This is a genomic window from Croceibacter atlanticus HTCC2559, assembly GCF_000196315.1.
GTDB lineage: Bacteria > Bacteroidota > Bacteroidia > Flavobacteriales > Flavobacteriaceae > Croceibacter > Croceibacter atlanticus.
The window spans coordinates 918726-944253 of sequence record NC_014230.1 but is presented as its reverse complement, the minus strand read 5'-3'; the positions used below and the strand labels follow the sequence as shown (position 1 = coordinate 944253).

Genomic DNA, 25528 nt, shown 5'->3' with positions numbered 1-25528 from the left:
ACTTGTAGTATTAATAAAAAAAAGCAGAGCTATTATAAAATAGCTCTGCTTTAATATGAATATGAATTTTGGTTAAACCTTTACGGCTTACTCAATAATTACTTTCTGAGAATATGTTTTGTTATTAGACTCTAAAGAAAGAATATAAACCCCATTAGAAATAGAAGATACATCTATAGAAGTTGTACTTGCTGTTCCTATTTTAGTTTTAAGAACTTGTCTTCCTTGAAGGTCTGTTAAACTAACATTTACATCATTAGCTAACGTTTTGTTTAGGCTAATGTTTATAACATTTGTTGCTGGATTAGGATATACTTTAAATTGACTAAGTGTATTCTCTGCAACAGAAAGGTTAGAACAATCTAAAACATTAGTAGGAGGCATATCAAATGCTTCAACTTGGTCTGTTCTACTAAAGTTACTTCCCTGTTCTGCACTAAATCCTAAACCTCTTTGTGCAAATGCAGTATAAATTAAACATTGGTTTGCACCTCCATTTACAGCCATATCTGCAGCTAATATTGCATCTCTACCATCTATAAATCCAGGATTACAAGATTGCATCTTAAGACCATCTATAACTAATTGCATCGCAATATTGTTACCACCAGTACCATTATACAGGTCTGCATCATAACCATACTCATCGATTAATGCCCAAGTCATATCCCAAAGCATTGTTGCCCATACGAAACCTACACCGTGTGGCACAGAAACTTGAGCTTCATTATTTGTATCTGCATAAGTAAAGTCGTTTATAGCAAAGCTTGTAGAATAAGGTGCATTTCTAATACCAACACCATCTATTTCCTGTCCTGTTACATATGTACCAATACCTCTAATATCTTCTGGTTGATCTCCAGGCTTAAGTGTTAACATAAGACCGAAGAAATCACTCCAACCTTCACCCATTTGTTCTGGGTTACCTAAACAAGATGCTGCACTTGGACCACCAGTTAATCTGTTAGAAATTCCGTGACCGTACTCGTGTGCTACAACACCATTGTCAAAATCTCCATCTATACGTTGAGATGGTTGCGATAATAATTGACCATCAACTGCATTAGATGTTTGCAACTGTGTAAATATTGGATCTCCATTTTCTTTAGAGATAAATACAGAAGGAATGTTAATAGTATTATCTGTACCAGCCATGTTAACTAAAGGATCATTTGCAACGTTATTAACTATAATAACAGCAATTGCTCCAGCATCTTGAGCGTTTTTAACCTTAGATACAAAAGGACAAGTTCCTCTTCTAATAATAGCAATATTACCATTAACCTCAGCAACATTTGTTATTACTCCACAACCGTCATTTGCATCTGTGTTAGATGTTTCTAATGGATTACCAAAATTATCTGTTTCAGTTGATGTCATATCTGTAGTAAATACGATATCTGAAATTATTGGAGTATCTGATAAACCAGAACCAAAATATAATGGCTCTGTAGCTTCGTAAGCTCCAGCAATACTACTTGGATTGTTTATTGTTAAAGGTGCTCCAACTGGGCCAGTTGCAGACCATAAAAACATTTGCATTCTTGGGTTTCCGCCATCTGGTGGTGTTCCAAAGTTTGCATTGTTTAATGAAAAGCCATCTTGTGCATCTGCATTTACATAATCTGATCCTGAACCTCCATTACCATAATTATTTTCTTGGAAGTTACCACTCGCTTCATCAAAACCGTATTGGTACCAAATGTCATGCATTAAGTTATTCCAAAAGAAAAGGTTTGTTATTGCAAAATCTGTAGTAGCTAAAGGGTTAAGGTCTGTGTTCGTATTGTAACCAGAAAAATCTAAAGTTGCACCACCGTCTGGAGAATATCCGTTTGGAGCATCATCTGCATCTTTATCATCTTGTGCCCAAACATTGTTTCCTCTTGTAATAGTATATTCTGGACCAGCAACACCATTAATGTCATGCCATCCAAAAGGAGAAGCATTAGCAGCAGCAGGTTCAGATACTATTTGAGAAGCACCGTGGTTAGGAGATTCTATTAACAACGGAAACACCTCATATTGAGAACCATCTACCATCATTGTGTTTTCAGCATAACCAAATGCATTTGTGTGATTGTGAGCCTTATGAGAAATTGGCGCGTCTGATGTTTTTGCATCACTTTCAAAATTACAAGACACAATCCAATCATTCTTAGAAATAACTTCTCCTGTTTGAGCGTCTACTCTTACGTTCCACCAGTGGTCGCCTTTAACAGTTAAGATTGTTACCTCATAAGCTAACCTAAGATCATTATTAGCTGTTGGTTGGTATACTAGTTTTACAGGGATGTCTTCTTGAGAAATACTTCCTGAATTAAAAAGTACGCCACCATCTATACTACCTATTATTTCTAAGCCAGAAGGTACATTGATTTCTAAACCTTGTGCAGCTTTAGAAATTGAAGCCTCTGTATTAAAACTAGGAGCACTAGTATTTGTTAATGAGTTAATATTTGCAATAAGACTATTACCAACAAAAATTACAGAGCTGTCTTTAATAGTTACTGTTGCAAAAGCATTAAAAACAGGAATTTCATTTACGGTTTGTTGTACAACAACGTGTTGTAAACCTGTTTTCTGTGTTTCATAATCAGAAACAATCTTAATGTTTTGAACGTCTTCTAGAGTGACCCCTAAAGATTCATGTGTTCTTTCTAGATAGTTTTGAATAAGTGTTTCTGTGGTTTGTGCATTTAAGCCTACAAAGCTTAAACAGCATAAAAATAATAGTAGTTTCAATTTCATATTGGGTGTTTTAAACTTAAAAAATAGCGAGTTGTCGAAAATAGTAATTTTTTCTTAATAAATAATTAACTAAATAACTAATATTTAGATTATTCGATATCTATAACATGCCCTTAATTTTCTGGTAAATTCTAAGGGCTTCACTGTCTGAATAAGAGGCTACAAGTGAAGAAATTTCAATTAAAATAGAATAATCATCTTGATTTAAGTCGAATTCTTTAAGAAAACCTTTCAAAATCAATGAATTAAAATTTGTATTTGTGTTGTTTTTCTTACTAAACACGGCATCTGTATAAACTTCCAATAATGTTCCGATTACTTGGTAGCCCAATATCTCCTTCTCTAAGACGTCTTGAGATTGATATACATTGTTAATGCTAATTTTTATAATATCATCTATTTGTGCCGTGTACTGTGACTTATCTAATAATGCAGAACTAAAGTCACCTTTAAGTATAGCTTCTTCATTTGCAATAAAAATTGAAGCTGCCTCTTCAATAAGCACTCCAATAGCTAATGCTCTTAAATAACTTACTCTATTAGATTTGGTAACGAGTTGATGATATTTTTTTGTGTCTATCTTATCCTTAACCAAATTAATTAGATATTCTAAAGCAAACTCCTCATCTATTAAACCTAAATTTATACCATCTTCAAAGTCTATAATTGTATAGCAGATATCATCTGCGGCTTCAACTAAAAACGTTAACGGATGTCTTTTGTAAGTTTCTGAATCTTTTACAGTTTCAGAAATTAATCCTAAATCCTTAACTACATCATTAAAGACTTCCTGCTCACTTTGGAAGTAACCATATTTTTTATGGTGAATTTGAGTTGTTGGTTTATAAGGTAACGAAGCTTTTGGGTATTTCATAAAAGCACCCAAGGTTGAGTAAGATAACCTTAAACCGCCAGTTACTCCGTTTTTTGTTTCAGTTAAAAGCTTAAATCCGTTAGCGTTTCCTTCAAAGGTACAAAGGTCTTGATATTGAACGTTTGTAAGAGAGTCTTTAAATCTATTTCCTTTTCCAGATTTAAAAAAGTCTCCTATAGCCTTTTCGCCAGAGTGACCAAACGGCGGATTTCCAATATCGTGTGCTAAAGATGCTGCAGCAACAATAGCCCCGAAATCATTAAAATGATGCCCATACGTCTCAGAAAGATGTGGGTGTTTTTCTAAAAGCTTCTTACCAACAACTCGTCCTAAACTTCGCCCCACAACACTTACCTCTAAACTGTGTGTTAATCTTGTGTGCACAAAATCTGTTTTAGACAATGGGATAACTTGAGTTTTATCCTGCAAACTCCTAAAAGAGCTGGAAAATATAATACGATCGTAATCTACCTCAAAGCCCAATCGTGTATCGTCTTGTTCTTTTCTTAAACGCTTATTTGTATCTCCAAAACGCTTAAGAGATAATAGTTGTTCCCAATTCATCATAGTTGGTTAAGTATTTTTGTGATTAGAGGTTAGTTATGTAACAACAAAGTGCTAAAATCACAATGTATAATTTTAAGCTTCGGTTTTTAAAACCACATTATCTTTTGTGACGATTAATTCTGTTTCTGCTCCAAATATTAACGCACGATTATCTTTACTATGTCCAGCAGGAAAATTAAAACACACAGGAAAATTAAATTCTTTTACAGCATTTGCAATTATCTCTTCTGCAGATTGACCAAAAGGGCTTGTATTATCATGCATATCTGTTAAGCCACCAATGACCAATCCTGCTAGGTTTTTAAAAAAGCCGTTACGTTTTATGTTATGTACCATACGGTCTATGTGGTATAAATACTCATCTAAATCTTCAAGAAATAGAATTTTACCTTCTGTTTTTATTGTTGATTTACTACCTAAAATACTAGATAGCACAGATAAATTTCCTCCTATTAGTTGTCCTTTAGCATGACCTGTTCTATTTAATTTAAAGTCTGAAGCAAATTTAATAGCATCATAATTTCCAAATAATATATTTTTTAATGTGTCTCTTGTAGCTTCAGTTTTGTTTTCAATTTCTAAACACATTTGACCATGTATGGTTGCAACTCCTAAATTATGTATATGGCAATGTAATACAGTAGGGTCACTATACCCAATAATCCATTTTGGGTTTGTTTCAATACTAGAGAAATTAACCTCATCTATCATTCTTACAGTACCATATCCGCCACGGGCACACCAAATGGCTTGCACTTCTTTATCATCTAACATCTCTTGAAAATCTTCTGCACGTTGTACATCTGTACCTCCAAACTGATGATATTCTTTCCCTACAGTATCTCCTAGCTTAACTTTTAATCCCCAATGCGTTAATAACTTTATAGCTGGATCTAGCTCTTTTTTTGAGATTTTTCGAGCTGTACACACAATTGCAACAGTATCTCCTTCTTTTAAATATGGCGGAATTATCATGCCTCAAATATAAAGATTTTATGAGGGAAACATAGGTATTACAAGCGGTTGAGATTTGTTATCTTTGCATCTTCAAAAATAGACTATGACCACTCCAAAGAGATATACCATTACAGCGGCTTTACCTTATACAAACGGGCCAATACATATAGGACACTTAGCAGGTGTTTATGTTCCTGCAGATATTTATGCACGCTACCAACGTATGCAAGGTGAAGATGTGTTGTTTGTTTGTGGTAGTGATGAGCACGGTGTGCCAATTACTATAAAAGCGAAAAAAGAAGGTGTGACCCCACAAGATGTGGTTGATAAGTATCACACCATCATCAAAAAAAGCTTTGAAGACTTTGGAATTTCTTTTGATAATTACTCAAGAACGTCAGCTAAAATACATCACGATACTGCATCGGAGTTTTTTGAGAACCTTTATAAAAATGATAAGTTTATTGAAGAGGTTACAGAACAATTATACGATCCAGGAGCCAATCAATTTCTCGCAGACCGCTTTGTTGTAGGAACTTGCCCAAAATGTGGTAATGAAGAAAGTTATGGCGACCAATGTGAAAGCTGCGGAACTTCTCATAACGCAACAGATTTAATTAACCCTAAATCTGCTATTTCTGGAGCTAAGCCTATTTTAAAAGAAACAAAACACTGGTTTTTACCATTAGACCAATATGAAGATTATTTAAAAGATTGGATCCTTAAAGACCATAAAAAAGACTGGAAAACTAATGTGTATGGACAATGCAAATCTTGGATAGATGATGGCCTAAGACCTAGAGCTGTAACACGAGATTTAGATTGGGGCATACCTGTTCCTGTAAAAGGTGCAGATGGCAAAGTACTATACGTTTGGTTTGATGCTCCTATAGGCTACATCTCTGCAACAAAAGAATGGGCACAAGCAAAAGGAAAAGACTGGGAACCATATTGGAAAAATGAAGACACCAAATTACTTCACTTTATAGGGAAAGATAATATTGTATTTCACTGTATAATTTTCCCGAGTATGCTTAAAGCAGAAGGCTCTTACATTATGCCAGATAATGTGCCAGCAAATGAATTTCTAAATTTAGAAGGCAACAAGTTGTCTACCTCTAAAAATTGGGCAGTTTGGCTTCATGAATATTTAGAAGATTTTCCAGGGCAACAAGATGTTTTGCGCTATGCTTTAACAGCAAATGCTCCAGAAACAAAAGACAATGATTTTACGTGGGCAGATTTTCAAGCCCGCAATAATAATGAACTAGTTGCTGTCTTTGGCAACTTTATTAATCGTGTTGTTGTACTTACCAATAAGTATTATGGCGGCGATGTTCCAGAACCATCCACGTATAGTGAAATAGATGAACAAACATTAACCGAACTTAAGACATATCCAGATGTTATTGCAAGTTCTTTAGAACGCTACCGTTTTAGAGAAGCTCAAAAGCTTTTAATGGATGTTGCAAGACTCGGTAATAAATACTTAGCAGATGAAGAACCTTGGAAAACTGCTAAAACAGATGCGGAGCGCACAAAAACTGTAATGTACGTAGCATTACAAATCGCAGCTGCTTTAGCTACATTAAGTGAGCCGTTTTTACCGTTTACTTCAAATAAACTTAAAGACATTCTTAATTTAACTTCCCAAGATTCTGCAGAGAAAAATAGCTGGAATGACATCTCGAGTAAAAATGCATTATTGCCAGCTGGTCATCAAATTAATAAAGCTGAATTATTATTTAGTAAGATTGAAGATGAACACATACAAAAACAATTAGACAAGCTAGAAGCAAGCAAAAAGGCTAATGAAGTTGAAAATGCTGTTGTAGATCCAGAAAAAGAGACCGTGCAGTTTGAAGATTTTACTTCTATGGATCTTCGTGTAGGTACTATCTTAGAAGCTGAAAAAATGCCAAAAACTAAAAAGCTTTTAGTTCTTAAGGTAGATACAGGAATAGATGTAAGAACAATTGTATCTGGTATTGCAGAAAGCTTTAAACCAGAAGATATAATAGGCAAGCAAGTTACTGTATTAGTTAATTTGGCACCACGTAAACTAAGAGGTGTAGAAAGTCAAGGAATGATTTTAATGACAGAAGATGCCAACGGGAATTTAGTTTTTGTAAACCCAGATGTTACAGGCATCCCTAACGGTAAATCTATTAGCTAAATAGAAGCCTAACAGCTTATGCTTAAAATAGCATATCATCCTATTTATAAAGTTCCGCTTCCAGAAGGACATAGATTTCCTATGGAAAAATATGAGCTTTTACCTAAGCAATTAATATACGAAGGCACTTGTGATCCTGATAACTTTTTTGAGCCCGTTTATTCTGAAACCTTTGTAGACCTGGTACATACCACAAATTATATTTCAGATTTAAAAAACTTAACGCTAGACGCACGAGCTGCTCGAAAAATTGGATTTCCTCTTAACAGTGCTTTGGTAGAGCGTGAATTTATTATTGCAGACGGCACTATTAAAGCTTGTGATTTTGCATTAGAGTATGGCATTGCTATGAATATTGCTGGAGGCACTCATCATGCTTATACCAACAGAGGTGAAGGCTTTTGTATGTTTAACGATCAAGCTATCGGTGCTCGGTATTTACAGCACACAAACAAAGCAAAGCAAGTTTTAATTATAGATTTAGATGTGCATCAAGGCAATGGTACAGCAGAGATTTTTAAAGATGACACCTCTGTTTTTACATTCTCTATGCACGGTGAAAAAAATTACCCTTTTAAAAAAGAATCATCAGATTTAGATATTGCATTACCATCTCACACCACTGATGATAATTATCTTAAACTACTAAAGGAAACACTACCTAAGCTAATTTCTGATGTTAACCCAGATTTCATTTTTTATTTAAGTGGCGTAGATATTCTAGAAACCGATAAACTCGGCAAATTAAGCTGTAGTATCTTAGGTTGTAAAGAACGTGACAGGTTTGTGCTTCAACTTTGTAAAGATTTAAATATTCCTGTTGAAGTTAGTATGGGTGGCGGCTATTCCAAAGACATAAAAAAAATTATTGAAGCTCACGCGAACACTTATAGGTTGGCTCAAGATATATTCTTTTAAATTTTTCTGGCACAGTCTATTTTCCAAGTAGGGTATTCAATACTTTCATCCTTACTAACCCATTCACCTATCCATTTATAACCTGTTTTAGTCATATCATAAAATGTAAGCCTATAAAAACCGTCTATGCCATTAGGCGATTTTTGATTTCTATATAACACTATTGCACCATCTTTCTTTTTGCCTTCCCAAGTAGGAAGCACTAAGCTTGGCGCATTGCTTGAATAATAGTGCACATACCATTTGCTACTATCTGCTATAAACTGTCTTATACTACCAGAGTGTTTGCCGTCTGCCTTTAAAGTTTCGTCTTGCACTGCCATACCATTCATAATATACTTAAATGTCCATTGCATATCAACAGCATCACTCCAAGAACCATCAGGCATTCTGCTCATCGACTTGCAATCACAAATACCTATCATAGGCTCAAAATCTTTTAGTTGTTGTGGAGCATCTGGATGAGGTTGCCCAAAGGGATTTTCTGTGGTAGGCTCAAAATTATATTGAGCAACTGCTAAAGATGTAGTAAGAATAGAAAGGATTAACGTGACTAATATTTTCATAATTGGAAGTTTTAAAGAACAAACCTATAAGTTGCTTTTAATAGAAATGTATTACTATGTCTAGATTCTGTTACAAAATCTGTTAATGTAGATGCTATGTGGTTGTCGGGTTGCTCAAAAGCATTACCATTTAATGACCACACTAAAAATAACTCGCTACCAGGTATATATTCCCAACGCAACACCAAATTTGTGTTCAATTGAGAAAATGCAAAGTCTGGGTTTGAGAAGCTATAATCTGTAGTTCCATTTTCTGTATCGTCTATATTATAGGTTCCATTTTCTAAGCTTATTTGGTTGTCATTATACAGCTGAAATCTATCTTCTAAATTATCTGCAGTTGCATCTGTAATATAGTTAAAATTAGAATAACGTCCTGTTGATACAAATGGCTGTGCATAAAACTGAAGCGAAAAGTTAGGAGTAAATGTATAATTTAATCTAAACTGTGCACTTAACGTTTGCTGTTCAATATTTGCAGTAATATACCTAGATGTACCATTTACTTCTCGTGTTGCAACATATTGTGTTTGGTTAGGGTTTTTAGAATATACAGGCCTTATAGAAAGGTTTAAGGCATCTGTAGGTTGGTAAGACATCCTTGCACTTAACTCTAAATAGGTAAATTGCTTATCTACAGCTTCAGAAATAACATAACCACCACTGTACACAAATTTTTTACGAGAGTCTGACCCTATAAAAAAGTAGTTAATATTCTCTTTAGAGAATCTAAACCTTGGTCCTCCACGTAATGTACTCACATTATAGTTTCTTGGTTTATGAATAAAACCAGTTTCAATTCCCCAGTTATTTTTAAACTGTGCAAAACCATCTAAGCGATGTTCTGCTACATTATAATTTCCATCAAAATCAAATGAATTGTAATGTCTGTATTGTGCATTTATTCTTCTAAAATTTCCAAAGGGTTTTAATGTTTGGTAGCTTAATCTTGCATACTGTCTAATCTCATCTGCACGCCTTAAAAAGCCTATATCATTAAGCTCCAACTCTGGAGAGCGCCAGGTTCCACCTAGGTGTGCTCTAAAATTTCCTCCAGAAGCTTTTCCTATTTCTAAACGGCCACCTGTTCCTGATAGGGATGTTCTAGTTGTGTCTATTTCAACATGACCTGCATCTACTCTTCCAAATAAATGTGTTAATGATTGTTGTGTTCGTGCAATTGCTTCTTTACTTCCTTTAACATGACTACCGTAAGCCATTCCTTCTAAATAATACTTTCTATCTTTCCAGTTGTGTTTAAAATCAATACCTGCTGAATAAGCATCACGTCTAAGAAAATTTAAAAATTGACCATCTTCTAAATCTCTGTTAGTAGCAGTAAACATGGTTCCTATATAAGAATTTCTGTCATTAAAATCTTTTTGGGCTCTACCCACAAAGTAATTAGTGAGCGGCTCTACAATTTGCTCTGTGGTTTGGTTATCAAAATCTATAATTTCTACAAATTCTTTAGCCGTCACACTTTCAATAACTCCTAAACTCCATCCATTTTTAGTTTTACCACTAAACTTAGCAGCACCATAAATAGTAGTATTGTTTGGTTGATTAGTATATTGAATATTATCACTTTGCGCAAAACCTTGAGGGCTTCGCCCTATTCGTCTTGAGTAAAACAAGTTGCCCGGCGAAAAATTATCTAAGGAATAGTTGAAAATGTTAGAGTTGGCCACAAAAAAAGGACGTTGTTCTTGAAAAAACAACTGAAAACCATCCAGTGCAATGGCCGCAGGATCTGCCTCTACTTGACCAAAATCTGGATTAATAGTTAGGTCTAGAGTAAGGTCATTAGTAATACCTATCTTAGCATCTAATCCTGTATTTAACTTAGTGTCGGCACCATCTCTAAAAGGGTTGCCGCGTTCTTCCTCGTACACATCTTGTTGCCCCAAAATAAAGGGCTGAATTTCTAATTGTTTTTGTGGTTTTAAGCCAACCAAACCTCTTAGCTCACCAAACTCACTTACAAAACCTGGAGCATCTGCAGGAAGTCTTTGCCACAATGAGCGTTCTTCTGCTCTAAAATACCTACGTGTACTTTGCAAACCCCAAACTTGGTCTTGATCTGCACTAAACCTAAGTTGACTTAATGGTATACGCATTTCTGCTGTCCAACCTTCTGTGTCTATATTTGTTTTTACATACCATATTGGGTTGTAGCTACCATCAAAGTTTCCGTTGTTAGAGATAAATTCATCTCCTTTAACGCCAGCTGCAGTTACTGTAAATGAAAACCCTGTGCGATCATCATTAAAACTATCAAAGTTTACTTCTACCCAATCGCCTTCAAAGCCATCTCTTCTAGACAAGCGCTTTACAATGTTTTCTGGCTCTGCATCATAACATCTAAATGCCACGTAAATATTCTTATCGTCATAAGCAATCTTCATTTTAGTTTGCTCGGTTGGCGGTGTGTTTTCATCTGGTTGATTTTCTATATAATCTGTAGTCCATTCTACAGCATTCCAAGCATCATCATTTAAGATACCATCTATTTCTGGTGTACTATAACTCGAGATACTAGCTGTTGTATAAATACGCTTAGGAACTTCAACTTTTGTAGAATCTTGAGAGAATATAGATGAGGATAATAAAAGGGCTAAAAGACTTAAGGATAGTGTCTTCATGGATTGGTTGGTTTTTGATTTCTAAGCAGTTAGAAACTTAGAATTGATTGATGATTATTTTGATTGATGTACTTTAAAGACTCATCACTTTATCATCTTGTTACAGCGTACCATGTATTTTAGGAAAACCTTAACTTTTTAAGTTTCCCTTAGAAGACATATCATTAATAAATATTAGATAGGGTTTACTAAGATTTAGTTAGTTAACAATTAACTTAGTAGCACCTAATTTGGTGTTTAAAAAATACATTCCAGGTGTTAATGAAGAAATATTTACCTGGTGATTTTTAGAACCTGCAAACCCTTGCATTACTAATTTTCCAGAAATGTTATATAATTTGAATTCAAGATTTGGAACTTCTGTATTTAAAGAAAAATGAGATGTTGCTGGGTTTGGGTAAACAGAAAAATTTGTTGTTTTATCAATAGTTTCTTCTACACTTAAAACTGGAAATATAAAATCTACGTCATCTACAAAAGACCTAGAGCCTACAATAGCTACAGGATTAGGACTTATAAATTCTGGAGAAGAAGACATTACAAACACAATTTTATCTGGAATTATACCAGGTTGCACAACTGTTACAGGCGCAGAAAAAGCCGTATAATCTGTAGCATTAGGAAACTCTGAGTTTACGGTGGCTACTATTTCATCTTCATCGGTGGTTTCGTTATACTTAGTCATAACTGCATATACTTTAAAAGCGCCAGTGTATGTCCTTGTTTCTTCTAACTGCCCATCGCTTGTGCAAGTTCCTGGAGGAAATGATCTTGGCACGCCACTCATATGTCTATAAAATCCATCTATAGATGTTGGTACTGCAGTAAATGGGTAAGCAACAGGTATTAATTCTTGCCTAAGGACTTCTGGCTCAAATAAACCTACCAAACCAATAACATCAAAACCGTTTGTTGTTAATTGTATTGCAGAAGCGCCAGAATTGGCGTCTGTAGTTTGCTCTACTGTACTAGGTGATTGCTCAAAAGCATCATCTGTAGTTGTAAATCCTATTGGTCTTCCAACGCCTTCATAAGTACCAGCTTCCTGAATAGTACCACCATCTATCATACAGGTTTCTCCATTATAGGCGCCACCATCTCGTGTATAAAGTTGTGTAGTTTGAACTCCAAACGTTTCAAAATCTCCGTTAGATAAAGTTTGGGCTTGCAAATAGCCAACAGCTAAAAGCAATATGTAGGTTATGTAAAATGTAGGTTTCATATTATTCTTCAACTTGGTAAAATCCATAAATTATTCCGCCAGCGGTAACATTAAATACTCTTGTACCTAGCGTGCTAGAAGGATCTGTTTCGTAAATAGCACTTTCTCCTGATTCTGGGTCATAAACAGGAAGCTGTACTTTATTATTAAAATTATAAGCCATTCCGGTTGTAAGGCCTGCATTTCTAGGTATGCCTTCTATTAATTGAGCTGTTTGCGATATTAGATCTACCCTTACCCAACGCATTAATGCTTTGTTTACCAAATCTGATGAAGTTTCTGGATCTTCCATTAACACATTAGTATAGGCTATACCGTTACCTACATATAAAAACCCTGCATTTATTACGGTTTCGGCATTAGATGAAGGTATGCTTAACTGAGGAATAAACTCAAAATCATCAAAATTTGAGGTCTCATTAGATATTCGTGTAAGTTTTGCAAAAACAGGAATTTCTGGGTCTTCCTCTAAACCAAATCCACCTTGGGTTGGTAAATATAAATTACCTTGCTCATCTACAGTGCTGTTTTTAAATCTTAAAAAGGGTTGTCCAGGATACTTAGTCTCTTCCCTAAAAATGTTAGACTGGTATGTATCTGTAGCAGTATCTATAATAGCAACTATACTTCCTACATTACTTTCGTATATAAATGGCGGAAAGGAACGACCAGTATACAAACACGCATAAAGTGTATTGCCAACAACATATAGTGAATTGTAATAATTAGCATCGTTTTCTGGAATACTATAAGCTTGACTCATATCTATCTCACCTATTCTTTGAAAAGTTTGAGGATTAAATATCTGAATATTTAGCGTATTAAAATCTGTGTAGTATCCTTTGGTGTCATTAAGAATAACTACACTTGAGCCTCCGCCTAAAGTTTCAATTATCTCGCCTTCATTTGGCACTTTATTTTCATCTAAGATAACTCTTTGGTAGCCAGCTCCACCAAACAATTTTTGTTGATTAACTGTGTAACGGTTGTAAGACACACCTCCAGATATAGAAGGATAGGCCAATGTTGTTGGTAAATTTGGGATATCTAAATCGCCTTCCGGGAAATTGTCAAATCCTGTTATAAACCCATTAGAAGATGAGCCACTTCTTGTATAAAGCATATAATCATATTGCTGTTGTGGGTCTTCGGTAGGATCTTCTGTGGGATTTGGTGTTGTAGTGTTCTCTGCAACAGGTATAGCATCATCTGTTGCACAACTAAGAACAATAGTTAAAAAAGAAACGATAATAAGATTTGGTAAAATGTTCTTCATAATCAATCTATCACATACCTTAATTTAATAGAGTAACTACGACCAGGTCGTTGTACTCTAAAATTGTCATAAGCATCATCATCAAACATATTATTAATTCTCAATGCTATTGAATATTTTTCGTGCTTTCCAGAATAAATACATTCTAGACTGCTAATATGTTGAGTAGGAACAAAGTTAGCAATGTTTTGCAAAGCATTGGCTTCGCGTATGGAAGAAAATTTTTCTACGTAATTATAGTAATAGTTTAATTTAAACTGGTCTTCTTCGTGTATTAGTTTTTCCCAAGTATAACCTACATCTACGTTAGCAAAAAATGATGGTAAATTAGGCACTCGTGTACCTATAAGATTATTATCTGCTGCTACCAAAGCACTCTGTATGCGTACATCTTGATATGTAGCAGACATATTTAATTGAAAGTTTTTAAATGGTTTAAAAGTTACAAACCCATCAATTCCTTTTATTTCTACTTCTTCTTCATTAAAATATTGCGCCAAATCGAATCCTGAAGCCAATAAGATTATTCTGTCTTTCTGTTTTCTGTAAAATCCATTTAGTTCAGCAGAAAATGGTATTTTAAATAATGAGGACTTAAATGATGTTCCAAAATTATAATTGTTACTTTGTTCTGGTTCTAAGTTTAGATTGGCACGTATGGTAGTGTTATTTCCAAACACCTCTGTATCTTCAGGCAACCTATATGCTGTTTCATAAGACACTCTAAAAAACAATTTTGGTGACACCGTATATTTTAGGGCAAGATTTCCTCCACTATAGTTTTTTGATACATCTTGCTCCACAAACTCATTAGTTATTGCATTTTCATTACTAGTACCACGTATTGCATAATGGTAGTTTTTATATGTAGCAACTGTTTCAATATGATTTTTAAAAAAGCTTCCTTTCCATTCAATTCCTGCAAAATTCTGGTTTAATCTAGAAGGAAACTGTAACACATCATTTTCAGCAGCTATAAGTGCATTTTTTCCTGTTCTGAATTGATGAATATATAGGTTACTTGCCGTTAGACTATGCTTATCATTTATGGTATAGATTCCTGTAAGTCGCTGTAAAAAAATAGTTTTGTCTATCTCTATTAAGGATGGCTCACTAAATAATTCGGCACCAATAGTATTTGTGATTGTTAATGGCTCTCCATACCAGTTGTAAAAATTAGAAGTAGAGTCTGTCACTTTTTCTTTATAAACACCCAAATTAGATTTACTAACAATCGTCAATTTATCATTTAAAAGGTTAACATTATAGCTTAAAGTTGCGCTAACACCTTCATCTTCAGTAAACACATCTCCCAAAGGTCTTACAGGGTTAAACAAAACTCCAGTTTGTATTTCTTTAAATGTATTGGTGTAAGCTAGGTTTAATTTAAGTGCATCTGCCCAATGTTTATCACGTAATCCAACAGAAACATCTGCATAATAGGATCTGTATAAATTATTAAAACGCTCTACTTCTATAACATGTTCTGCTTGTCTAGTCTCTTCATTAAAATCTTGCGCATCAATCCTATATGTATTGTCTGAATAATTAAGGAACAAGTTAGACCCTAAAAACATATTGTTTTCATTAAGTGTGAACAAATTAACTGAAGCTTTGTGAGTATTAAAACTTCCCATTTGATAATTGGCTTCTATATAAGAGGTATAAAATGTCTTTGGAATTATATGTATACCTCCACCTAAAGCGTCTGTACCAACCTGTAATGGTGTTACACCTTTATAAATGTCAATTCTGCTTATTTGGTTTACGGGAAAATTATTAATATCTATTCCAGACGCTAGATATTTTAAAGGTAGCCCATCATAATAACGTCTTATGGCATTTCCCTGAGCTCCTTGTATAGAAATATTAATATCACTTCCTGTACCTCCAGTTTGTCTTACCCGAATGCCATTTGCTCTATTTAAAATATCTAAAGCATCTTGGGAGCTATTTTGACTTAATGAAAAGTCTAAAGTTGAAATAGCTAAAGCCTGCTGGTTTAATAAGCTAATTTTAGATGGCGATTTTACAATGACCTCCGATAACTGCTCTGTATCTTTTTGCAAATTAATCCTTACAGTTTTGGAACCCGTTGTTACATCCAGAGTCTCATAAAAAGTTTTAAATCCAGCTGCTGCAACTTCTAATTTGTATACAGCTGGCTCATCTAGTTGAAGTGAAAAAGTACCTTCTAAGGATGTCGTCGTTGCTAGTGAAGTATTTAAACATTTTATGGTGGCAAAAGGTATAGGACTACCTTCAGAATCTATAACATTACCACGTATTGTAATATCTTGTGCCATCACTTGAATAAATGATGTGCATAAAAAAAGAAACAACGCAATATGTTTCATTTAGTTTAGAAAGATTACTGTTTAGTGTATTCTAAAAACAATTCTGTTATACTACTAGAAGAGCTTTCTGAAGTGTCTTCAACATAAGCATCTATTTCACTTTCTGTAACATTAAATGAAAATGTAGTATCTGTAAGTGAAATTTCTTTAGTCTCTGTAATTGTAGAGCCTGCAATAATTACAGATAATGTAAGTGCATTTTCGGTTAAAGACCAAGTACCGCTATCTGTTCTCGTTGTACAAGTAACCTCATTACCACTTGCACCACCATTAAAATCAAGTTTAGAGTTTATAGCACTAAAAGAGCCATCAGTATTAAAGTTGACTTCCATAATATCAAAACAAGAGGTCTCTTCTAATAAGTCTGTGTTAGTAATATCATCGTTATTTAAATCAACTGGAACATCTGCGTTTAATGTTGTAAGTATGTAGGTGCCATTTAGAATTGGAGTAGGCTCAATTAAATTTGAAGAACTGTCATCATTATCACAGCTAAAAAACAGAAATAGAACACCTATATATAAAGTAGATTTCAGGATGTATTTATTGAAGTGCATAACGTATTGTTTTAAAGATTAAGCTTGCCAAATATAAACCATTAAAATTAAGGAGTTAAGCACTTCAGAATTAATTCAAAATCAGGTGTTGCCGAATAAATAAATAGTTGTACATTTGCACTCCGTTTTTTTAGACGGAAATAAACTATTTGTATAATTAAAATTTATTAGTGTGAACACATTAAGCTACAAAACAGTGTCTGCCAATAAAGCAACAGTTACAAAAAACTGGGTGCTTGTGGATGCTGAGGGACAGAGCCTTGGACGGCTGTCTTCTGTTGTTGCCAGAATGTTACGTGGTAAACACAAAGTAGACTTTACACCTCACGTTGACTGTGGAGATAACGTAATTGTTATTAATGCAGAAAAAATCAACCTTACAGGTAAAAAGTGGACTAGCAAAGAATACCAACGTTACACCGGTTATCCAGGAGGACAACGCAGTCTTACGGCTACGCAATTATTCGAAAAAGACCCAACGCGTCTTGTCGAGAATGCAGTAAAAGGAATGCTACCTAAGAACAAATTAGGCGCAGCGTTGTTTAGAAACATGAGAGTTTTTGTTGGTGGAGAGCATTCGCTTGACGCTCAAAAACCAGAAGTAATTAACATTAACGACTTGGTGTAAATGGAAACAATTCACAAAATTGGTAGAAGAAAAACAGCTGTTGCCAGAGTTTACCTTAAAGACGGTAGCGGTAACATTACTGTAAATAAAAAAGACGTTAACGACTATTTTACAACCGGAACACTTCAGTATAAAGTAGCACAACCATTAATGCTTACAGAGAACGAAGGCAAGTATGACCTAAGTATCAATGTATTTGGTGGTGGTATTACTGGACAAGCAGAAGCTATCCGTTTGGCTATCTCAAGAATTATGTGTGAGCTAGATGCTGAGAACCGTTTGGTTCTTAAACCAGAAGGTTTACTTACTAGAGACCCAAGAATGGTTGAGCGTAAGAAATTCGGTCAGAAGAAAGCCCGTAAAAAATTCCAATTCTCGAAACGTTAATATTTCTGCTAACCTTTGGTTGGCGAAGTTTCTTGAGGAATTTCATAAAATTATAAACATTATAGTGCTGTACTTCGATCTGGTATCGAAAGTTAGTTTAGCATCTAAATACTCTCGGCGAACGCAAGTGACCACCTGAGTATTGCTAAGTCCAAACAGAACGTAAACTATTTAATAAAATGGCAAATAACATAGAAGTTAAAGAACTCCTTGATGCTGGTGTCCACTTTGGTCACCTCACAAGACGTTGGAACCCAAATATGGCTCCGTATATCTATATGGAACGTAACGGGATTCACATTATAAACCTTTACAAAAGTGCTGCTAAAATGCAAGAGGCTGCAGATGCACTTAGTAAAATTGCTGCTAGTGGTCGTAAGATCCTTTTTGTAGCAACTAAAAAACAAGCTAAAGAAATTGTAGCTGAAGAAGCAGAGAAGGCTAACATGCCTTATATCACTGAGCGCTGGCCTGGTGGTATGCTTACCAACTTCGTAACTATCCGTAAGGCAGTTAAGAAGATGACTTCTGTAGACCGTATGAAAAAAGATGGTCGCTTTGATACATTATCAAAGAAAGAGAAGTTACAGGTAGAGCGTATGCGTGCAAAACTTGAGAAAAACTTAGGTTCAATCGCAGATATGACGCGTCTTCCAGGTGCATTATTCGTAGTGGATATTACTCGTGAGCACATTGCTGTAAAAGAAGCTCAGAAATTAAACATTCCTATTTTCGCTATGGTAGATACCAACAGTGATCCTAGAGAAGTAGATTTCGCAATCCCTGCAAATGATGATGCATCTAAATCTGTTAAGAAAGTAATTTCTTACGTAACAGATGCTATCGTAGATGGATTAAACGAGCGTAAGGCAGACAAAGAGCAATCTAAAGCAGAAAAAGACGCTAAAAAAGCGACTAAACCTGCAGCAAAGAAAGCTCCTGCTAAAAAAGCTGTAGCATCTAGCGAAGAAGAATAAATAACAATTAGGTAATACAATTTAAAGTCGTTGAGTTTTTCTTTGCATTCTGCTGGCTGAGTAGTAGCAAAAATTAGCTTGACGACTTTTTTTAAATTATAAAATATAAATACAATGGCAAAAATAACTGCTGCAGACGTAAATAAATTGAGAAAAGCTACCGGTGCCGGTATGATGGACTGTAAGAAAGCTTTAGTTGAAGCAGAAGGTGACTTCGACGCTGCAATTAGCATCTTACGTAAAAAAGGACAGAAAATTGCTGAAAAGAGAGCAGACAGAGACTCTAGTGAAGGTGCTGTTGTTGCTAAAATAAACGACGACAACACTAAAGGTGTGGTTGTTTCTCTTAACTGTGAAACAGATTTTGTTGCTAAGAACGATTCTTACGTAGAAATGGCTAACAAAATGGGAGATATTGCAATAAACACAAATTCTAAAGAAGAGTTTCTTGCTGCAGATTTTGATGGTATGACTGTTGCCGAAAAACTTATTGAGCAAACAGGTGTTATTGGTGAGAAGATTGAAATTGGTGGTTTTGAAGTTTTAGAAGCACCATTTGTAGGCTCTTATGTTCACGGTAACAAAATTGGAGCATTAGTTGGTTTGTCTAAAGAAATAGACAATGCTGCTGAGGTTGCTAAAAACGTATCTATGCAAGTAGCATCTATGGGTGCAACTACATTATCTTATAAAGATTTTGATGCAGATTTCGTTGCTTCTGAAACAGATGCTCGTATTGCTGCTATTGAAAAGGAAAACATTGAGTTGGGCCGTTTAGGAAAAACTCAAAAGAATGTTCCTCAATACATCTCTATGTCTCAGTTAACTCCAGAAGTTATGGCTAAGGCAGAAGAAGATATTAAAGCAGAATTAAAAGCTGAAGGAAAGCCAGAAAAAATTTGGGACAAAATTGTACCAGGTAAGGTTGAGCGTTTTGTTGCAGACAACACAACTTTAGACCACGAAAAAGCATTGCTAGACCAACGCTTTATTATGGATGACAGCAAAAACGTAGCACAATATGTAGCTAGCCAAGGCGATGCAGATGTTGTAGCGTTTAAACGTGTTACTTTAGGATAATATCTTAAAACACTTTACTATATAAAGGCTTCTCAGAAATGAGAGGCCTTTTTTTGTTTTTAAAAAGTTAATTTTATACAGAGCAAATCTCTAACTGGACTAAATTAGGCTTAGGCGAAAATGATACACTGGACACCTCAAACACCTGTAATTAATGATGATGACTAGAATATATTTGATAGCTATAATACTGTTAACAGCAATATCCTGCAAGGCGCAATTTGTACAGGAGACCAAACCACTTTACAGTAACGACAACTGGCGTGAAATAGCACAAGAGAATACCTACTACAAGGACTTTAACAATGATTTGGGCAGGTTGGTTGGCACTTGGAAGGTTACCAGTGGCTTGGAAACATTTGAACTATCTCTGGTTTTTAACGAGAAATATCTTACCACATCATATACTAATGCTGAATATGAAGAAGACATGCTTTATGGTGAATATAAATACATCAATAGTGAAGGTATAGAGCTTGTCAACTCTTTAGGAGAGCTACAATCTTCGACAGATCCTTATGAACACCTCATTAAGGGAAATTACATAACAAACATAAATAATACCGAGTTGTGTGAGACCTGCACAGACGAGTTGGCAGTCAAATTACATATAGATGATCCGCAGCGGGATTACATACCCTATAGAATGTACATCCAGCACATCCCTGCCAACAGCCAAGGTAATCCTGTGGAGCAAATTAAGCTTGTTATGCGGGTTTCTGGCACATTCACGTACCCATTAGGCGAGCTTGGCGATGATCGTATTCGCCTTGGCTTTTATACTTTAAATAAAGTGGAGTAAGCGTTCAAAATAAAAATGCAAGTTTTTACTCCTGTAACGTTATTCTTAAATAACCTAAACGTGGTGATACTGTTGTTCCATCTCCTAATGGTGCGTCAGATATTTGGGTAATTGGTTGTTGCGGTATTGTTTCAGCATTATCATAGCTAAATGTATTTCCGTTTTCTGTACCAGCATCATAGGCCTTTACATCAATTTCAACAGTGTTTACCCAAGAATCATTTTCAAATAATGATACAGATGATACTCCAGAAAACCAATCTGGGCTTGGCGCTATCATAGCTACATAACTTAACTTAGAGAAATTTTGAGTAGCTTCAACAGTAAGTAAATCTGTGCCATTACCTGGTATACTTGCTGGTCCAATTTTATATTGGTTTGCCTCTCCAGCAGATATTAACGTTTGCATTTCAACTTCTAAATTGTCATTGTCGCCTATTTCAGACATATCTTCAATACCTGTACTAGCCAATTCGCCTTCAGTAAATAAAGTCACATTAGCATTATGCGTAAGTAGTATGGTTTTAGAAAAATGGTCATCATTAGGAAACATATTAGGATGACTTTCTGCGGTCCACTCACCAATAAACTCAACAGTATAGGTTGCCGTTAAGGGTGTGTTATCATTAGGTTCTTCTGGCACCTCATTAACTGTATTAAAATTATTGTCTTCGTTATTTTTGTTGGCATCTTCATCTACATTACAAGATATAAACGCACAAAATAACACTAATAAAAAAGGTTTATAGGAATAGGTCATAACTACTGAATATTAAACTATTAGGTCGAAAATAAATAAAGTATCTTACATACTAACGTAAAAACTAATACACTAGTTTTAATATCCTAAGCACACTGAGTTTTTTTGATTATTTTTGTGCAAAATTTCACATTACTTAATATCTACCTATGCAATACAAACGCATCTTACTCAAACTTTCTGGTGAAGCTTTAATGGGAAACCGCCAATACGGGATAGACCCAGATCGCCTAGCAGAGTATGCACAGGATATAAAAACTATTATAGATAAAGGTGTAGAGGTTGCAATAGTTATTGGTGGTGGCAATATCTTTAGAGGTGTTGCTGGAGCTAGTAGAGGTATGGATCGCGTACAGGGCGATCATATGGGTATGTTAGCCACTGTAATTAATGGCTTGGCGCTACAAAGTGCTTGTGAAGATGCCGGTATACAGACACGCTTACAAACCGCTATAAAAATAAATGAAGTTGCAGAGCCTTTTATTAGACGTAAAGCTATGCGCCATTTAGAAAAAGGACGCGTGGTTATTTTTGGTGGAGGCACAGGTAATCCTTACTTTACTACAGACTCTGCTGCAGTTCTTAGAGCTATAGAGATTGAAGCAGATGTAATCTTAAAAGGAACTCGTGTAGATGGTATTTACACAGCAGATCCAGAAAAAGATAAAGAAGCTACTAAGTTTGATTACATAACGTTTGATGATGTTCTTAAAAAAGGTTTGAAAGTTATGGATACAACGGCATTTACATTAAGCCAAGAAAACAAATTGCCGATAATTGTATTTGATATGAATACACCAGGTAATTTACTAAAAGTGGTTTCTGGAGAAACTATTGGAACCAAAGTTAATATGTAACTTTGGCGCAACATTTGATTTGAGTTTTTTTAAAATACTATAAATATCATGAACGACGATTTAAAATTTATAATAGACAGCACTAAGGAAGATATGGAAAAAGCCATAAAGCACTTAGAAAAGAAACTTATAAATATACGCGCAGGAAAAGCTAGTCCTGCAATGTTATCTGGAGTAATGGTAGACTATTATGGGTCTCCAACACCTCTTAATCAAGTTGGTAATGTAAATACACCAGACGCAAGAACAATATCTATTCAGCCTTTTGAAAAATCTATGATCCAGGAGATTGAAAAAGCTATCATGAATGCCAATTTAGGTTTTAATCCTATGAACAATGGAGAGAGCGTAATTATAAACGTGCCACCATTAACAGAAGAGCGTCGTAAAGAATTAGCTAAACAAGCTAAAAACGAAGCTGAAGAATCTAAAATTGGGGTTAGAAATGACCGTAAAAATGCAAACCAAGAAATTAAGAAGTTAGAAGACGCTTCTGAGGATCTTAAGAAAAACGCAGAGATAGACGTACAAAACCTTACAGATAAATACATTGCAAAAATAGATGAAGTGTATGCTGCAAAAGAGGTTGAAATTATGAAAGTCTAACTATTTTTCATTTAGACATTATATACTGCCTAAAACATTAATGCGTTGTCTTAATGGTTATCATTAAGAGTGTCTTTATGTTTTAGGCAGTCTTTTTTTAAATAAATTGTTATGCTAAGACTGCTTGTTTTTGTTTGTTGCTTGTTCTCTATAACGGGAACTGCTCAACAATATATTACAGGAACAGTTACAACACAAAAAGAGCCTTTAGCATTTGCGCAAATAAGCATAAACAATAATCCTGTTACCCTAACAGATATTAATGGGGTTTTTGAATTCACAAACTCTACTTCTGCTAAAGAGTTTACAGTTAGCTATATTGGTTTTGCTCCAAAAACTATTAAGCTAAAAGACTCAAAATTTAAGTATAGCATTGTCCTTAAAGCATCTCAAGAACAGCTTAATGAGGTTGTTCTTACAGAGCAAAATAATCCTGCAAATGAGATTATAGCATTAGCTATTAAAAATAAAACTCAGAACGATCCAGATCAAAAACTGTCTTCTTATAAATACACCTCTTATAATAAGTTTATTATAGATAATGAAGATTTTAAAGTTGACGTAGATTCTGCTAATTTTGAAATTGAAACACTTATAAATTCAAGTAGAGCCTATCTTTCAGAAAAGGTAAGTACTTACGAGTACTCTAAGGAAAAAGGATTAAAAGAAACTGTTAAGGGTACTAATACTGCCGGCTTTGAGAAACCAGTTTATGAACTTTTAGCATTACAACTACAGTCACTTTCGTGGTATAAAGAAGACTATACTGTTTTTGAAACCGACTATGCAAGCCCACTTTCAAAAAAGCCCTTTAATAATTACAGGTATAAAATACTAGACACAACAACTGGTAGTAGGCCAGCTTATGTAATTTACTTTAAGCCAAAAAGACAGCGAGCAGTTGCAGGTTTAGAAGGAGTTCTTTATTTAGACACAGAGTCTTTAGCGCTTCAAAAAGCAATAGGACAATTAAATGGTGTTGTAAATATTGAAACCACACAAGAGTTTAGTTATCTAAACTCACAAGATGTGTGGTTTCCAGAGTCGTCATCTGTGACAATAAAACCTGGAAAAGGAGGTAAATCTATCTCTGTTTTTGGTGGAAATATTTCTGTAGGACAATTACAAAGAAAAAACATTAAAAAAAATGACACCATAAGCGGTATAGATGCAGACAAGCTATACTTAAGCTCAACATCTACAGTTTCAGATGTTGTTTTAAATCCAGATTTAGCGCTTAGCCGTGGTAATTACGCTATTGAAATCTTACCAGAAGCAATTGATAAACCTGAATCGTTTTGGGAAACTTACAGGTCAGAACCATTTACAGATAGAGACAAAGCAACCTCTAAACGCGTAGACAGTATAGTTAAAGCAGAAAATATTGAACGCCGTATAGATGTTATTCAAAACTTTAATGAAGGTTATTACCCTATCGGTTTTTGGGATGTAGATTTAAGAACCCTTGTAAAATATAATAATTACGAAGGTATGCGTTTGGGAACTGGCGGTATTACCAATCAAAAATTTTCAAAAGACTTTAGGCTAGAAGGTTACGGTGTGTATGGATTTAAGGATCACACCTTTAAATATAGCTTTGGTGCTGGTGTGCTGCTTCGAGAAGAGTCTTCTTCTTGGTTTAATGTAAATTATACAAGCGATGTTGCAGAGGTTGGTAGTTTTGTTTACCTCACAGATAAGTTGGTGTATTCTCTTTTTGAACCAAGATTGGTTAATATAGATTTTTACTACCAGCATAAAACGTGGCGTACAAGCTTACAACATAAATTTACTCCCAAACTTCTTACTGAAACTATGTTCAGGAGAAGTCATATTTTCCAAACAGCAGGATACCGCTTTTTAGATGACGGCGTGCTATACAATGATTATCGCATAACCGAAGCTGTTTTTGCAGTAAGATGGAGCCCTTTTAGTAAGTTTTTGAGAGGGCCGAGAAAGACGATAGAGTTTGAGGAAAATTTCCCTAAGTTTTCTGCTCAAATAGTTCAAAGTTTTGATGGTGTTTTAGAAGGTGACTTCAATTACACAAAAATTGGTGCTAAAATAGACTATCAGATTAAACGCTTAAATAAAAGCCACACAGCTATTTTGCTAGAAGGAGATTATTCTTTTGGTAACATACCCCTAACGCATTTATTTCACGCCTACCCTAACGCACCAACTAAAGAAACTGTGTTTCAACGCTTTTCAGTAGCCGGAAGACGAAGTTTTGAAACTATGTATTTTAGTGAGTTTTTTAGTGATAAACTTGCAACCTTACAAATAAGACACACATTAAGGCCGCTTAATTTTACAACTAAGTTTCAGCCAGAAGTTGTGCTTATTTCACGTCACGCTATAGGTGATAGTGGCAATCAAGAAAACCACAGTAGGCCATACAACACACTAAATCACGGTTATAATGAAGCCGGTTTAGAGATAAACAAACTGTTTTTAGGGTTCGGAACCAGCTTTGCTTATAGGTATGGCGCCTACCATTTATCAGACTGGACAGACAACCTTTCTATTAAATTTACATTTTACCTTAAATTGTAAGTTTACAAT

20 protein-coding genes are annotated in these 25528 nt (G+C 34.9%); 10 read left to right on the top strand and 10 right to left on the bottom strand.

The window, feature by feature from the left end:
• Positions 1-87: 87 nt before the first annotated feature.
• The 3 genes from CA2559_RS04160 to CA2559_RS04150 form a co-directional block, all read right to left on the bottom strand.
• Entirely contained in the window at positions 88-2751 is a 2664-nt protein-coding gene (locus tag CA2559_RS04160) for a T9SS-dependent M36 family metallopeptidase (RefSeq protein ID WP_013186593.1), read from the bottom strand.
• A gap of 100 nt (positions 2752-2851) precedes the next feature.
• Positions 2852-4189 (bottom strand): dGTP triphosphohydrolase, encoded by a 1338-nt coding sequence (dgt, locus tag CA2559_RS04155; RefSeq protein WP_013186592.1) that lies wholly within the window; start codon positions 4187-4189, stop codon positions 2852-2854.
• A 75-nt stretch (positions 4190-4264) separates the two neighbouring features.
• Complete coding sequence (locus tag CA2559_RS04150; RefSeq protein WP_013186591.1) at positions 4265-5167, bottom strand: S66 peptidase family protein; 903 nt, start codon at positions 5165-5167, stop codon at positions 4265-4267.
• Positions 5168-5252: 85 nt separating this feature from the next.
• Here CA2559_RS04150 and metG point away from each other — a divergent pair, with 85 nt between their 5' ends.
• Together metG and CA2559_RS04140 are read left to right on the top strand one after the other, a co-directional pair.
• Positions 5253-7325, top strand: a complete 2073-nt coding sequence (gene metG, locus CA2559_RS04145) for a methionine--tRNA ligase (RefSeq protein WP_013186590.1) — start codon at positions 5253-5255, stop codon at positions 7323-7325.
• 18 nt (positions 7326-7343) lie between these two features.
• Positions 7344-8243: a histone deacetylase family protein gene (locus tag CA2559_RS04140; protein WP_013186589.1), complete on the top strand. Its 900-nt coding sequence runs from the start codon at positions 7344-7346 to the stop codon at positions 8241-8243.
• Here CA2559_RS04140 and CA2559_RS04135 read toward each other — a convergent pair.
• From CA2559_RS04135 to CA2559_RS04110, 6 genes are all read right to left on the bottom strand, one after another.
• On the bottom strand, positions 8240-8809 hold the full coding sequence (locus tag CA2559_RS04135) for a hypothetical protein (protein ID WP_013186588.1): 570 nt from the start codon (positions 8807-8809) through the stop codon (positions 8240-8242). The genes CA2559_RS04140 and CA2559_RS04135 overlap by 4 nt on opposite strands.
• 11 nt (positions 8810-8820) lie before the next feature.
• A complete protein-coding gene (locus CA2559_RS04130) occupies positions 8821-11454 on the bottom strand; it encodes a DUF5916 domain-containing protein (RefSeq protein ID WP_013186587.1) in 2634 nt (877 codons plus the stop codon).
• A gap of 199 nt (positions 11455-11653) precedes the next feature.
• Positions 11654-12676: a T9SS type A sorting domain-containing protein gene (locus CA2559_RS04125; protein ID WP_041240904.1), complete on the bottom strand. Its 1023-nt coding sequence runs from the start codon at positions 12674-12676 to the stop codon at positions 11654-11656.
• A gap of 1 nt (position 12677) precedes the next feature.
• Positions 12678-13952: a hypothetical protein gene (locus CA2559_RS04120; RefSeq protein WP_013186585.1), complete on the bottom strand. Its 1275-nt coding sequence runs from the start codon at positions 13950-13952 to the stop codon at positions 12678-12680.
• Between the two features lie 2 nt (positions 13953-13954).
• Complete coding sequence (locus CA2559_RS04115) at positions 13955-16309, bottom strand: TonB-dependent receptor (RefSeq protein WP_083798856.1); 2355 nt, start codon at positions 16307-16309, stop codon at positions 13955-13957.
• 14 nt (positions 16310-16323) lie between these two features.
• On the bottom strand, positions 16324-16866 hold the full coding sequence (locus CA2559_RS04110) for a DUF5004 domain-containing protein (protein WP_013186583.1): 543 nt from the start codon (positions 16864-16866) through the stop codon (positions 16324-16326).
• A 172-nt stretch (positions 16867-17038) separates the two neighbouring features.
• On the opposite strand from CA2559_RS04110, the gene rplM reads away from it, so the two are divergent.
• The 5 genes from rplM (at position 17039) to CA2559_RS04085 (ending at position 20740) form a co-directional block, all read left to right on the top strand.
• Positions 17039-17494: a 50S ribosomal protein L13 gene (gene rplM / locus CA2559_RS04105; RefSeq protein WP_013186582.1), complete on the top strand. Its 456-nt coding sequence runs from the start codon at positions 17039-17041 to the stop codon at positions 17492-17494.
• A complete protein-coding gene (gene rpsI / locus CA2559_RS04100; protein ID WP_013186581.1) occupies positions 17495-17881 on the top strand; it encodes a 30S ribosomal protein S9 in 387 nt (128 codons plus the stop codon). It begins immediately after the preceding gene.
• Positions 17882-18060: 179 nt separating this feature from the next.
• Positions 18061-18858: a 30S ribosomal protein S2 gene (gene rpsB, locus CA2559_RS04095; protein ID WP_013186580.1), complete on the top strand. Its 798-nt coding sequence runs from the start codon at positions 18061-18063 to the stop codon at positions 18856-18858.
• Positions 18859-18972: 114 nt separating this feature from the next.
• A complete protein-coding gene (gene tsf / locus CA2559_RS04090; protein ID WP_013186579.1) occupies positions 18973-19938 on the top strand; it encodes a translation elongation factor Ts in 966 nt (321 codons plus the stop codon).
• 154 nt (positions 19939-20092) lie between these two features.
• Positions 20093-20740: a DUF6705 family protein gene (locus CA2559_RS04085; RefSeq protein ID WP_013186578.1), complete on the top strand. Its 648-nt coding sequence runs from the start codon at positions 20093-20095 to the stop codon at positions 20738-20740.
• 25 nt (positions 20741-20765) lie between these two features.
• On the opposite strand, the gene CA2559_RS04080 is transcribed toward CA2559_RS04085, so the two are convergent.
• Positions 20766-21500 (bottom strand): spondin domain-containing protein, encoded by a 735-nt coding sequence (locus CA2559_RS04080; protein ID WP_013186577.1) that lies wholly within the window; start codon positions 21498-21500, stop codon positions 20766-20768.
• A gap of 149 nt (positions 21501-21649) precedes the next feature.
• Between CA2559_RS04080 and pyrH the strand changes: the two genes are divergently transcribed.
• The 3 genes from pyrH to CA2559_RS04065 all read left to right on the top strand — a co-directional run bounded on the left by pyrH (position 21650) and on the right by CA2559_RS04065 (position 25519).
• Positions 21650-22357: a UMP kinase gene (gene pyrH / locus CA2559_RS04075; RefSeq protein ID WP_013186576.1), complete on the top strand. Its 708-nt coding sequence runs from the start codon at positions 21650-21652 to the stop codon at positions 22355-22357.
• Between the two features lie 48 nt (positions 22358-22405).
• Entirely contained in the window at positions 22406-22963 is a 558-nt protein-coding gene (frr, locus tag CA2559_RS04070; protein WP_013186575.1) for a ribosome recycling factor, read from the top strand.
• Positions 22964-23074: 111 nt separating this feature from the next.
• Complete coding sequence (locus CA2559_RS04065; RefSeq protein WP_013186574.1) at positions 23075-25519, top strand: DUF5686 family protein; 2445 nt, start codon at positions 23075-23077, stop codon at positions 25517-25519.
• The last annotated feature ends 9 nt before the right edge of the window (positions 25520-25528 follow it).